The organism is Fibrobacter sp. UWP2 (assembly GCF_900141705.1).
Lineage (GTDB): Bacteria > Fibrobacterota > Fibrobacteria > Fibrobacterales > Fibrobacteraceae > Fibrobacter.
On sequence record NZ_FQYM01000014.1, the window covers coordinates 19396 to 31576 of the forward strand.

Sequence of the window (12181 nt, forward strand, 5' to 3'; positions counted from 1 at the left end):
GAGTATATTTTGCTAAAAAGAGGAGCTCTAATGAAAAAGTCATTCCTGTGGGCCGGTTGCTTGGCCGCATCACTTTCGCTCATCGCCTGTGGCGATGACAGCAGTACCTCTGTCGACAATACCGACAAGACGGATAGCAAAATTGTGGAGTCTTCGTCTTCTATGGGCGAAGACGGTTCCAGCGGATCTGACGAGGATAAATCAAGTTCATCGGTGCAAGATGGGGATGAATCGTCTTCTTCTGTTGACGACAACGCCCCGATTCGTGCCGCGACCTTCGATGACCTCGAAAAGAATATGGTTTTGAAGGGACTTTTTGGTACGGATATCAAGCTTTCTGCCGGCGCCAAGAAGGGTTTCTTTACTTTCTGGCTTCCGGGCGAAATCCAGGATTCTGCCTGGGTGGCGGTTCAATCGGATTTTGCCAACGGTAAGCTCAAGATTGGCTCTTCCAATGCGGGCGTTGCCTACATCAGTGGCAATGGTACGATCGACTCCTTGAAGTCCATGGCGCACGACGGCTTGACGATTAACTTTATTGTGAACCAGGAAGGCGAAGAACCTGAGCTCCTGTATTTTGTGGACAAGGGCGACACCAATAAGGTTGTCACGGACAGGGTCAAGTTTAGCGAAGATATCCTTTCGAAAGCCGAAGACGTCACGGGGAAGCGGTTGAGCTGCGAAGTTGGCGACACCACGAATGTCTATTCGTTCTTTGACGACAGCTTTATGCTGGTTCGTGTTGTCGGCAAGGATACTGTCAACTGGATCGCCGGGTATTTCGACATCCAGCGCAGCAAGCTTCTTATGCTGCCCAAGTTCAGAAGGGAATCTTCCAGCGCCCTCTACACCATGGAAGTTTCCTCCTCCTTTGAGATGGGGCCTGTTGTGGGAACCAAGAACTCGTGTAAGGATTCTAAGTTCGAGTTTAAAAATCTCGATGTCGACAAGCTTGCGACGGAATGGGATGCCTCGGCTGGTGGCAAGGAGTGGACCATGAAGTTGAAGTCTGACGAGACCTATGAAATTTTGGTGGGTGTCCAACCGCACTTGACTGGAAACTGGGGTGTGTTTGGCGACTACCTCTTTTTGAGCAGCAAAACTTGCTTTGACCCCGATATTTGCAAGGCGGTCATGGGCAAGGTGACGGATTTTGATGCCGAGAAGGGCTTTACATTTACCCATACGCCTTCGTTCATTGGCGAGGCTGATCCGGCACCAGTCGAAATTCCTGAAACTTGGGCTGCCCCCAAGTACGAATAAGGCTCGCTTGAGTGTTTTTGAAAAGTTGCCGGACTCGCGTTCGGCAACTTTTTATATTTGTGCCGAAAAGGCGCTGTAGCCGCCAAAGGTCGAACGATGAATATCTACATGGTCCAAATGAACGTGGAACCGGGGAATCCGGAAGAGAATTTCAACACGATGAGCGCTGCGATTTCCCGAGCTAAAAAGGCGGGCGCCGATTACGTTCTGTTCCCTGCGGGAGCCCTGTTGGGTAGTTACATGCTGGGGGCAAAAGGCTTCGAGAGCGGTTTGCAAGGCCGCTGGGCGGCTTGTTTTAGGAAGTTCGTGAAGCTCAACAAGGATAAAAAGATTATTGTCGGGGATTCCCTCGAGAAACAGTTTGTCGTGGTCTCGTTGGAGCATACCTACAACCTGGGAAAGGCTGCTGTTGTGAAAGAAAAGTATTCCAAGGTGGCCCGCGAAGCCAAGAGGCCTGTTTTTTATGTGGCGCCGGTGGGCACCTGCAATTCGGGCAAGAACATTTATGCCATGGACGGCGGCAGTTGTATTTTTGACAAGACGGGGAAAATCGTTTTTCGTATGCCGCAGTTCAAGGCGGCGGAAGCCCTGGTGAAGGTGGATGCCAAAGGTGGCATTAAGGTTTACGACCCGGAGGGCAAACCCGCGAAATCGTTCAAACCCTATACCCAAAAGATTGCCGAGGTCCATGACGCCTTGGTGCTCATGATTCGCGAGAACCTGAAGAAGTTTCACATTGGGCGCATGGTCATCGGGGCGAGCGGCGGCATTGATAGTGCCGTCTCTGCGGCGCTCTATGCCGAGGCGATTGGGCCCGAGAACGTTTACCTAGTGAACATGCCCACCCGTTTTAATTCCAGCACCACGAAGAATGCCGCCCACGACCTGGCGGTCAATTTGGGTTGCCCTTATACGGTCGCGCCGATTGAGGGCATGCTGAATGCCATCCGTAAGGATTTGGCCAAGTGCAAGTTCGAACGCAGCAACGCCAAGATCAAGGTCGAGGGCCTCCATTACGAGAATTTGCAGGCGCGTACGCGTTCGTCGAGCGTGTTGCTTTCGATTGCCTCCGTTTTGGGCGCGGGCATTACCTGCAACGGCAACAAGAGCGAAGCCACCGCGGGCTATTGCACGCTCTATGGCGACTCTTGCGGTGTGATGTGCGCCTTGGGCGATCTCTGGAAAACGCAGGTCTACGAACTTGCGAACTACATCAACCGCAATGGCGAAATTATCCCGAAGGCCTCCATTGACGTGCCCGCCAGCGCAGAACTGAGCGACGCGATGAACGTGGACGAGGGTAAGGGCGACCCCATCAAGTACCCCTACCACGACAGACTCTTTGCCTACTGGGTCGATGAACGCCACGCGCTCGAGGATACCGAGAAGTTGCTGGCAAACGGCACGCTCTGCAAAAAGATCGGCGCCGACGAGAAGTACTTCAAGAAGTTATTCAAAACAAAGGATGCCGCCCTCGAAGACATGCGCGCCTGGCATCGCCGGTTCCGCGGCATTGCACTGGCGAAGCGCATTCAGTTCCCGCCGATCCTCTCGGTGAGCGGGAGCGCCTTTGGCGGTGAATATATCGAAAGCCAGGGCTAGGCTATTTGTCGATGACGGCGGAGAGTACGACTCCGTCCCCGTCGTAGAGTACCAGGATTTGACCCGGCGTGGAAGCGAACTGTGGCTCGTCAAAACGCACGGTGATTTCGTTGTCGTTTAAGTTGACGATGCTTGCCATGGAACCCTTGTGGCCCAGGCGGATTTGCGCCGAGAGCTTTTTAGAAAGACATGGCGCGTTATTTTCGACCATGAGGTTCACGTTCACGGCGTGGACTTCGGTGCACTGGAGCGTGTTTCGCGGACCGAGTACCACCTGGTTCTTTTCGGCGTCAATCTTCACGACAAAGAGGGGCTCCGGCTGGCCGCCGATGTTTAAACCCTTGCGCTGGCCGATGGTGTAGTGGACAATGCCTTTGTGGCGCCCGAGTACGTTGCCTTCGAGGTCCACAAAGTCGCCGGGGACGTTGTCGGATTCGTCGAAGAGCACGGAGTAGTCTCCGCATTCCAAAAAATCCTGGCTCTCTTTTTTGTCGGCGTAGTCGGCCCAGCCGATTTCGCGGGCGAGCGCCTTCACGTCTTCTTTGCGCATGCCGCCGAGGGGGAACTTGACGATGGAGAGCTGGTCTATGGAAAGGCGCGATAAAAAGTATGACTGGTCTTTGGACAGGTCGGTAGCGCGGTACAAGAAGGGTTCCGTGGGGCTCTTGAAATCGAGACGGGCATAGTGGCCCGTGGCGAAGTAGTCGAACTGGATTCCCATTTTGCGGGCGGCGTTCAGCAGCGCGCCGAATTTAATGGTCTGGTTGCAGCGCACGCACGGGTTCGGCGTGCGGCCCGCACGGTACTCGCTGCGGAAGTAGTCCAGCACCTCGTGGGTGTATTCGCTAGACACCTGCACGGTGTAGTGCGGGATTCCAAGGCGGTCGGCCACGGTCTTGGCCTCGGCGATGCTCTCGTCCTCGTTGGGACCGTAGCAGCCGGACTTGCCTTCGATTTTGGGAATGTCCAGGGAGCCGTCCCATGTGGCCATGGTGACTCCAATGACGTTGAAGCCTTGCTGCTTGAGCGTCCATGCGGCCAGGGCGGAATCCACTCCGCCCGAGAGCCCGACTATAACGGTGTTGTTCTTAGAATCCATGTTCCAAATATAGAATTTGAGGATATATTTAAAAATATGATTAAACGACTTATAGATGCTTTAGACTCTGTGCTTTTGGGCAAGCACGATTCCGTAGAAATGCTCGTGATGGCCTTGCTGGCCGATGGCCATGTGCTTATTGAAGACGTCCCCGGCACGGGCAAGACGACTTTGGCGAAGGCGCTCGCGGCGGCGGTCGGTGCCGATTTTGCCCGAATCCAATTTACCCCGGACCTGCTCCCGGCCGACGTGACCGGCGGTGCGGTTTACAAGGCGAACAAGGGCGACTTTGAAATTCGCAAGGGTCCTGTGTTTACGCAGGTGCTTTTGGCCGACGAAATCAACCGTGCGTCGCCCCGCACACAGAGCGCCCTGTTGGAGGCCATGGAAGAACGTCAGGTGAGCTTGGAAGGGACTCCCCACAAGTTGCCGGAACTCTTTATGGTGCTTGCGACCGAGAACCCTGTGGAATTCCATGGGGTGTTCCCGCTCCCCGAGGCTCAAATGGACCGCTTTATGATCCGGCTTTCGCTGGGCTACCCAAGCGACGAGACGGAACTCCAGATTTTGCGCAGCCACCGCGAATCCAAACCGCTGGACTCGCTTACTGCAGTGACGACTCCCGACGAGATTTTGAAGACGCGCAAGGAAGTGGTCCGGATCCACGTGGACGAGGCTTTGGAACAATACGTGGTCTCGCTGGTGCAGGCGACTCGCGTGAACCCGGCGGTGCGTTTGGCGGCGAGCCCGCGTGCGGGTATTAACCTGGTGAAGATGGCGCAGGCAAGCGCCTATGTGGCGGGTCGCGATTTCGTGAATCCCGACGATATCCAAAAAGTTTTTTACCCCGTGATGGAACACCGCGTATTTGCCAAGGAGTCGACTCCCGGGATTTCGAGAGTACTTTTGGAACAGATCGTGAAACAGGTGAAAATCCCTAAATAGCGATAGAGTTCCATGTCGTTTGTTCAGCCCCTCACATGGATTGTCAAGGCGATCCCTCGCGCGCCCAAGCGTGCGGGGCTTTTGATGCGCCTTTACTATCGTTGGCAAGAGAACTTTATGCCGGCGGGGCATGCGGCGGCTGCGCTTTTGATGTTTTCGATGTTTGTGGGGATGGTCCCCGGTTTTTGGGCGGCGTGGATTTTTTGCGGAATTGACTTCTTGTTCATTTTGACATTGGTGCCGAGCTTGTTCTTGACAAGCCGTAAGAACAAAGTAATGGCGGGCGAGGTGGTGGTGCCGCCGGCGTTCGAGGGTGGCGAAACCACATTGACGGTTACTGTGACGGCGGCAAACAAAATGGACGCGGTGAGTGTCGGCTGCTTTAGGATGGATCCGAGTATAAAGTGCGAGGAGCCCGATTTGCGACCGCTTGCCATGGGCGAGGTGGCGAATTTACAGTGTCGCCTTCGGGTGGGAAACCGTGGTGCGTATTTGGTTCCGAAGGTGGCGGTGATTGTTCCCGAGGTGCAGGGGATGCTGCGTTATGCGGCGACCGTTGGCAAGGCTGAACTTTTGGTTTTCCCGCGCCCGGTAAAGATTTTAAGTTTTTCCTTCCTCACGTCGGGGGCGAGCGGGGTGGTGTTCGCCCCGCTACTGATGCCGAGCCTTATGCGCGGCATGGATTTTGTGGGCGTGCGCGAGTATCGCGAGGGCGATTCGCTGAGAGACTTGCACCACAAGGCGTTTGCCCGCTACGGGCGCCCCTTCACCAAGGAGTTCGAGACGGAGCGGGGCGCCGGTGCCGTGCTGGTGCTCGACACCACAGCACGGGGCTTGCGCGAAAAGATGAACTTGGAACCGCTTGTGCGCTTGGCCGCGGGCATCGGCCTATGGCTTTTGGAGCGTGGGACTCTCGGACGCTTTTTTATCGGCAACGAGGAAGTCCCGCTGGTCAGTGCCGACGGCGGAGTTTCGCTGCTCGAGTCCCTGGCCCGTATCCCGCGGGCAGGACTGTACCGGCAAAAGGCTCCGCCAAAAAAAACGTGGTCCCCGGCCGCACGTCCCACGGGGCCCGTACTTCGTCTGGGTCTTGAACCCGAGTTGAATGCCCTTGTCCACAAGCAGATTGTGGTTGATATGCGACACGGCGCCCAGCCCGCCGAATCCCCGTCGGATGATGTCCTGTTTTTGCACAGCGTGCCTGCGGAGGTCTCGTTATGATGACGTTCGCCCGTGAAAAAAACGTGCGTGAGATTTGCAGGACGCTCTTTTTGTGCATCGCCTCGTTCAATTTGGGAGTGAGCAGCGAACTCCTTTTTTTGGGCATCCTCTTTTTGGCTCTGTTTGTGTACTTGCCCCTTCGAGGCTGGTTGTTCTCGCAACCGAAGGCGTCTCCCCCTCGCTATAAAAAGACAATTGCCTATTTGGGGATTGTCCCGTGCGCCATTTGGTGGGTGCTGACCCCGAGCGTGGACTACGGGATGTCCCCGTATATCGTCTACATCCCGGCGTGGTACCTACTGTTCCTCGCGTGGCTGCAAAAACGGAGTGTGGGCAACGGAGCCTACGAAGTCTTTGTGGCGTTCAACGGGGTCGCCGCCTTGTTCATGGGACTTTTTCAGGCTCCGCGCCCGTGCGTGGCTCTGGGGGCCGCAGGGCTGTTGCTGGTGGCGGTAACTTACGCCCGCCCACGGACGGCTTTGTACAAACACCTCCTTTTTGTTTTGCTCTTTATGGGGATGGGCGCTGCGGCCATTGGCGGCTGGCAATACTGGAAAAGCCATCGACATTACGATGGACGGTGGGAAAGGGATTTCGCCGAGAGAAACCGCATAATGGGTTTCGACCCCGTGATGTCACTGGGCTCCTTCTCGAACAACTACACGTCGCGCTACAACGATCAAGTCGTGTTGCGTGTTTGGGATTCGCTGGCACCGGAATACCTCCGTGCCGCGGTTTACGAGAAGTACGTTGCCGGGCTTTGGAAGTTGCCCGCCAAGGCCGAAAGCAAAATTTACCCGCAGTATTACCGCGTGGACTACGCCGTTTTTGAACTTGCAGATTCGGTGACGCGTAAACCGGGCGTGAAGTCGGTGTGGGTGCAGTCCGCCTTCGACAACTTTGGCTACCTGTTTGCGGACCCGCGTGCGGTGGGCGTGGCGGCCAAGAACGCGGACTCCCTGGACTATTATGCTTCCGGCATTTTTGCGGGGGCGAACGGCAATCGTGGGGACTGGTACTATTACGTTCCTCCGGCAAAACAAACTTTGTTCGAAATCGATAGCGCGGGAGCGAGGGACTCCGTGAACCTCCAGATAGGGGTGCTTTACCGAGAATTTGTCGATTCGGTGGCTCGGGTCATGGAACTGCCCTCCGATACAAGTATCACCGAGGGGTACCCGGACTCGCTGGCGTACCACATCCGTCAGTACTTTGTTCAAAACTTCAAGTATTCGCTGGTTGTTCCCGGTGTACGTGAAGCGCGCCGCCAGTCCAGCGGCACTCGTGCCGACCCGCTTGTTGTGTTTTGGAATGCCAAGCAAGGGTATTGCGAGTACTACGCGACGTTGGCGACGCTTCTTTTTCGCCACTTTGGGATTCCGGCGCGCTATGTTTCGGGGTTTGCCCATCCCGAGCGCGTGGAGGGCCGCCCATATGCGCTGTTCCGCCGTCGCCATAGCCATGCCTGGGTGGAAGTCTACGCTCACGACCAATGGCTCACGTTCGATCCGACGCCTCCCATAATGGTAATGTGGGATTCAAGGTCGTTCTGGTGGCAGATCAAGTGGGAATCCTTGAAGGGCCGCTTTGCCTACGCATTCCACGTGCTCAGGGAGGGCGAGTGGCGTAGGGTTGTTGACAGTTGGCAAAGCACGACTGCTGGCGTTTTGGACAGCCCCTATTTTTATGCGGGCTTGGTCTTGATGGTGATCCTTGTTGCGTTGTTCAAGGTTCGCAGGGTGTTTTCAAGGAGGCGTGGTCAACCGAAGGGAAATCGGGCTGCCCACTGGATCGCCATCCTCGATCGGGCCGAGCGGACCCTCTTGAAAGCCGGTTATACCAGGGCCGCGGGCGAGACTGTTTCGGCGTTCACCCTCCGTGTACAAAAAAAGCTTCAAGACGAGGACTGCCTTGAAGCTGTAGAAATGCTGCGCCAGTACGAAAAGAACCGTTGGCGTCGTTAACGCCTAGTTGGCGCTAATCGTAAAGATTTCGTGGGTGTTTAGTTTTTCGCTTTCATCGGCATATTCCATCTCGGAGTTCAAGAAGAAAATGCCGGGGATGTCCATTTCAACAACGGCGCCGTTGACCTTGATGCCCGGGGTGCCAGTCCAGGTCTTGGGGTTCATGCAGGTGTTGCCGTTCCTGGTTCTAAGGGTGAGTGTTTTGCCCGAAATGGACCAGTCTCCATAGACGGGGCTTTCTGCACAGGTCGCATGGTTTACCTTGGAGAGGTCAAATTCAAACTTTCCACCTTCGTTGAAGGTGAGCTTGGAAGGGCTTGCCGAGAAGTTGTGGTCGGGGAAGATGCTGCTGGTGACCGTGCCGTCTTCGTTAAGCACGACTTCGTAGGCTCCGTTCAGGTTCCAGGTGCCAATGAGGCAGTCGGCGCTCAGACCGGAGGCGCAGAGCTCGGCACGGGTCGGGTCCGCTTCGTCTTCGCTGCAAGCGCCCAAAAGGCAAAGGCTGGAGATGGCTGCCATGGCCAAAATCTTGTTTTTCATATTGATCCTCTTTTGTTGTTTTTTTTTGGAATATAAATTTTTCGGCTGTAAAAAAAACGATAAACGAAAAAAAACGAATGGTAAAGCCCTTTTTTTGCGTTTGTCGGTTAAAATGGGGCTTTGTAAACGGTCCGATGTTGAATATTTATACAACGGAAATGGAATTTTTTTAGAAAAAAAACATTCTTTCCATAATAATTTATGCTCACGGGCTCTTTAAAGTCCTGTAAAAGTGTGTTGTTAAGGAGTAAAAAATGAACATCAAGTCTTTAGGATTTGCTGCCTTGATGGCGGCGTCCGTCACATTGGCGGACCCAGATCCCAATTTCCACATCTATCTCGCGTTTGGCCAGTCCAATATGGAAGGCCAAGGCAATGTCGAAAACCAGGACAAGACGGTCGACGACCGATTCCAGGACCTCTGGGCTTCAGACAACGGCTCCTGTTCTGGAAAGACCAAGGGAAAGTGGTCCAAGGCCACTCCGCCGCTTGCCCACTGCCAGGGAGCAAAACTCGGGCCTACGGATTACTTCGGCCGTACCATGGTCGAAAAAACCGATTCCCAGATCAAGGTGGGCGTCATCGTGGTGGCCGTTGCAGGTTGCAGCATCCAGTTGTTCGACAAGAATAACTATGCAAATTATGCGAGGTCTCAGCAGAGCTATATGACGCAGCGCATCAACGAATACGGCGGAAACCCCTACGGTCGCTTGATCGAAATGGCCAAGAAGGCGCAGGAGGATGGCGTCATCAAGGGCATCATCTTCCACCAGGGAGAAACCGATGCCAGTGATGGTAGCTGGCCCTCCAAGGTCAAGGGCGTCTACGACAACATCATCAAGGACCTGGGCCTCGGGGCCGACATCCCGTTCCTCGCGGGCGAAGTGCTGCGCAGCGGCGTGAGCAGCGGTGCGAACAACAACATAGCAAAGCTCCCGCAGCAGTCCAAGAACTTCTACGTGGTTTCTTCCGAAGGGTTCAACCAGGCCCTGGGCGACGGCCAGAACGTGCATTTTACTTCGCAGGAATACCGCGATTTTGGTAAGCGCTATGCCGAGAAGATGATAGAGGTGTTGGGCGACAAGCTCAAACCGGTCGGAACAGCGGAATCCAGCAGCAGCGTGGCAGAATCCAGCAGCTCGGTAGCCGAGAGCTCTTCTGCCGTGGCGCCTGCGAGTTCCTCTTCCCATATACACGAGACGTCTTCGTCTTCGCACCACAACTGGTGGGGCGTGAGCTCGAGCGGAGAACCCCAGGGCATTGCCGCTTCGGCTGTGCAACCGGTCATCGGCAGAGCGATGCTCTCGGCCGGCCGCGTGGTGATCCCGGTATCCTTGAACGGCGAAAGGGTCGTTTCGGCAAAGGCATACAGCTTGCTCGGCAAGGAAGTGCTCGACTTTGGTAACAGCTTGACCTCGGGTACGCTTGGCTTTGACGCCAAGGCTCTCCCCGCCGGCAGCTACATGCTCTCGGTGCAGGTGGGCTCGATCGTGATGGTCCAAAAGATTGGGGTTAAGTAGGCTATCCGAGTCTTTGACCCGGTCAGTCAATCGAGGTGACGGTGAGAATGTCGCCGTCTACCTGAAAGTGGACCTCGCTCCCCCCAAAACTGAATCCGTAAATTCGGGATGGGTCGTTTTGGTAGTGGGGGCGCGGGTCCTGTTTCAAAATTTCAATGAGGGTTTCCCGCTTATCGGCGGGAAGTTTTTTTAATTCTTCGGGGGCGCATTCCACCTGCAGGGCTCCCTCGGGAATGCTCCCGGCAAAACCGCCCGCGGCGCCCTCAATACAGTCGGCGTAGGGGAGGTAGGGCTTGATGTCCACAATGGGCGTTTCGCTCATGAGGTCGGCGCCGCTCACCACGATCTCGGGGCCGTTATTTCCGTCCAGGTGGATTTCCTCGATTTTGACGCAACTCATAGCGATGGGGTTCGGGCGAAAACTGCTGCGGGTGGCGAATACGCCCAGACGCTTGTTGCCTCCCAGGCGCGGCGGGCGCACTGTAGGGCTCCACGTGTCGCGGACGTTCTTCGAAAAGATCCACAGGAGCCACAGGTGGCTAAAACCGTCAAGGCCGCGCAGGACGTCGGCGTTGCGGAACTCGGGCTCGAACACGATGGTCGAACGCATTTTGCGCAAGATCCCGCTTTGCCGCGGGACTCCGAACTTTTCGTCAAAGTCGTTTTTGATGCGGGCAATGACCTTGAAGTTGTACGAGTCCATTTTGCCCTCCATTACTTTGCCTTGTTGTTGTAATTGCATTCGTTGCGGCGCTTGAGTTCCTTGTTCAGCGGCCAGTAGATGACGGTGAACAGGGCGTAGCCGCACAAAAGGACAATCCAGTGGTTCCATCCGAGGCGCGTCTCGATAAAGTGCATCTCAAGGAACATGAACGGGCCCGCAATCAAGAAAAGCGGGAGTTGCCTGCACTGGTCGCCCAGCGAGTGGCGGCTCTCGTAGCTCACGATGGAGTTCATCATGGGGAAGCTTGTGCAAAAGCCGCCCATGAGCTTTTTGATGAACATGAGACCTGCGACTACAAAGGCGATGGCGGGCGCCTTGATGTAGACCGGCAGGGGAGTCTTGTAGCGGACTCCCGCCTTGTACTTTTGCGTTTGGAACAGGAATACTCCTGCGGCAAAGTCAAAAATGCAGACGGCGATAAAGAACGGCTCTCCCTCGGGGACTCTCGGCATGAGGAACATGCCTGCGACCACAAAAAAGACGAGCCCCAGGATGATGGCGGGGACGATGGGGATTTTGGCTTTGTAATGCAGAATTCGCACGATGTTCGCGTAGAGCATGCACATGAACCCCGAAATGGCATTTGCCGCCCCGATGGGGAGGCCCACCGCAATGTAGGCGAAGCCGAAGGGGATGGGAATGGTTGCCGTGACCGCCTTGAGCTGCGGGTCCTTGAGGTAGGCACTCACGGTACCGAGCGCCGTGACCATAAAGACTAGGAGCCAGTCGTAAAACGAGAAGTTGAAGTTCAGAGCCTCGAACATAACGTGCCAAAGATAGAAAAAGCTGCTCAGGGGGGCTTTAAAGACGTTTTTTAGGGCTTTTTTCAGTCCATTTTTATGTTTCCGTTTTACATTTCATATTTCACATTTTCTTATATTTAGCCCCAACAGTTGCGTTTTTATCTCGGTTTCGCGTCCAGTTCTACATATTCCACTGGGCGGAGCGAACACTTAGACAAGAAGGCAATTAAAACAATAAACATCAAAACAAAAGGAAATGGATAGTAATATGGCTACCATCACAAAAGAAAAAGCTGCAGAACTCACCGCTAAGTTTGGCGAAAACGAAAAGGACACTGGTAACGTTCGCGTCCAGATCGCCATCCTCACGGAAAAGATCAAGAACCTCACTGAACACATCAAGGTGAACAAGAAGGACTTCCACTCCCTCCGCGGTCTGTCCATGATGGTTGCTAAGCGTAAAAACCTCCTTAAGTACTATGGCGAAAAGGATATTGTCGCCCAGCGTGCTCTTATTAAGGAACTCGGTCTCCGCGGTTAATCTCTGCGGACTGGAGAAT

Annotated in this window: 11 protein-coding genes; 7 read left to right on the plus strand and 4 right to left on the minus strand. The window is 54.9% G+C overall.

What is annotated here, in order from left to right; all coding sequences use genetic code 11:
- Window positions 1–30: 30 nt before the first annotated feature.
- On the plus strand, window positions 31–1263 hold the full coding sequence (locus BUB55_RS08085; RefSeq protein WP_073189823.1) for a hypothetical protein: 1233 nt from the start codon (window positions 31–33) through the stop codon (window positions 1261–1263).
- Between the two features lie 96 nt (window positions 1264–1359).
- Window positions 1360–2865 carry an NAD(+) synthase gene (gene nadE, locus BUB55_RS08090; protein WP_073189825.1) on the plus strand — a complete coding sequence of 502 codons (1506 nt, stop codon included), beginning with the start codon at window positions 1360–1362 and terminating at the stop codon, window positions 2863–2865.
- Window position 2866: 1 nt separating this feature from the next.
- Here nadE and mnmA read toward each other — a convergent pair whose 3' ends face one another.
- The gene (gene mnmA / locus BUB55_RS08095) at window positions 2867–3964 is read right to left on the minus strand and encodes a tRNA 2-thiouridine(34) synthase MnmA (protein ID WP_073189827.1); all 1098 of its coding nucleotides are present in this window, start codon (window positions 3962–3964) and stop codon (window positions 2867–2869) included.
- Window positions 3965–4000: 36 nt separating this feature from the next.
- Here mnmA and BUB55_RS08100 point away from each other — a divergent pair, with 36 nt between their 5' ends.
- The 3 genes from BUB55_RS08100 to BUB55_RS08110 are packed head-to-tail and all read left to right on the plus strand — an operon-like array spanning window position 4001 to window position 8094.
- Window positions 4001–4909 carry an AAA family ATPase gene (locus tag BUB55_RS08100; protein ID WP_073189829.1) on the plus strand — a complete coding sequence of 303 codons (909 nt, stop codon included), beginning with the start codon at window positions 4001–4003 and terminating at the stop codon, window positions 4907–4909.
- Between the two features lie 12 nt (window positions 4910–4921).
- A complete protein-coding gene (locus BUB55_RS08105; RefSeq protein ID WP_073189831.1) occupies window positions 4922–6130 on the plus strand; it encodes a DUF58 domain-containing protein in 1209 nt (402 codons plus the stop codon).
- Complete coding sequence (locus BUB55_RS08110; protein ID WP_234971864.1) at window positions 6127–8094, plus strand: transglutaminase-like domain-containing protein; 1968 nt, start codon at window positions 6127–6129, stop codon at window positions 8092–8094. The genes BUB55_RS08105 and BUB55_RS08110 overlap by 4 nt, the downstream gene beginning before the upstream one ends.
- 3 nt (window positions 8095–8097) lie before the next feature.
- Here the strand turns inward: BUB55_RS08110 and BUB55_RS08115 are convergent, their stop codons facing one another.
- Window positions 8098–8634 carry a lipocalin-like domain-containing protein gene (locus BUB55_RS08115; protein WP_073189833.1) on the minus strand — a complete coding sequence of 179 codons (537 nt, stop codon included), beginning with the start codon at window positions 8632–8634 and terminating at the stop codon, window positions 8098–8100.
- Between the two features lie 254 nt (window positions 8635–8888).
- Between BUB55_RS08115 and BUB55_RS08120 the strand changes: the two genes are divergently transcribed.
- A complete protein-coding gene (locus BUB55_RS08120) occupies window positions 8889–10154 on the plus strand; it encodes a sialate O-acetylesterase (protein ID WP_073189835.1) in 1266 nt (421 codons plus the stop codon).
- Between the two features lie 22 nt (window positions 10155–10176).
- Here BUB55_RS08120 and tsaA read toward each other — a convergent pair whose 3' ends face one another.
- Together tsaA and BUB55_RS08130 are read right to left on the minus strand one after the other, a co-directional pair.
- Window positions 10177–10857: a tRNA (N6-threonylcarbamoyladenosine(37)-N6)-methyltransferase TrmO gene (tsaA, locus tag BUB55_RS08125; RefSeq protein ID WP_073189876.1), complete on the minus strand. Its 681-nt coding sequence runs from the start codon at window positions 10855–10857 to the stop codon at window positions 10177–10179.
- Window positions 10858–10868: 11 nt separating this feature from the next.
- Complete coding sequence (locus BUB55_RS08130; RefSeq protein ID WP_073189837.1) at window positions 10869–11642, minus strand: hypothetical protein; 774 nt, start codon at window positions 11640–11642, stop codon at window positions 10869–10871.
- 247 nt (window positions 11643–11889) lie between these two features.
- On the opposite strand from BUB55_RS08130, the gene rpsO reads away from it, so the two are divergent.
- Entirely contained in the window at window positions 11890–12162 is a 273-nt protein-coding gene (gene rpsO, locus BUB55_RS08135; protein WP_073189839.1) for a 30S ribosomal protein S15, read from the plus strand.
- Window positions 12163–12181: the final 19 nt, after the last annotated feature.

Coding starts and splice junctions, on each gene's coding strand:
- BUB55_RS08100 (WP_073189829.1), top strand. CDS start 4,001: ATGATTAAACGACTTATAGATGCTTTAGACTCTGTGCTTTTGGGCAAG.
- BUB55_RS08115 (WP_073189833.1), bottom strand. CDS start 8,634: ATGAAAAACAAGATTTTGGCCATGGCAGCCATCTCCAGCCTTTGCCTT.
- rpsO (WP_073189839.1), top strand. CDS start 11,890: ATGGCTACCATCACAAAAGAAAAAGCTGCAGAACTCACCGCTAAGTTT.
- nadE (WP_073189825.1), top strand. CDS start 1,360: ATGAATATCTACATGGTCCAAATGAACGTGGAACCGGGGAATCCGGAA.
- BUB55_RS08120 (WP_073189835.1), top strand. CDS start 8,889: ATGAACATCAAGTCTTTAGGATTTGCTGCCTTGATGGCGGCGTCCGTC.
- BUB55_RS08110 (WP_234971864.1), top strand. CDS start 6,127: ATGATGACGTTCGCCCGTGAAAAAAACGTGCGTGAGATTTGCAGGACG.
- mnmA (WP_073189827.1), bottom strand. CDS start 3,964: ATGGATTCTAAGAACAACACCGTTATAGTCGGGCTCTCGGGCGGAGTG.
- tsaA (WP_073189876.1), bottom strand. CDS start 10,857: ATGGACTCGTACAACTTCAAGGTCATTGCCCGCATCAAAAACGACTTT.
- BUB55_RS08105 (WP_073189831.1), top strand. CDS start 4,922: ATGTCGTTTGTTCAGCCCCTCACATGGATTGTCAAGGCGATCCCTCGC.
- BUB55_RS08085 (WP_073189823.1), top strand. CDS start 31: ATGAAAAAGTCATTCCTGTGGGCCGGTTGCTTGGCCGCATCACTTTCG.
- BUB55_RS08130 (WP_073189837.1), bottom strand. CDS start 11,642: ATGTTCGAGGCTCTGAACTTCAACTTCTCGTTTTACGACTGGCTCCTA.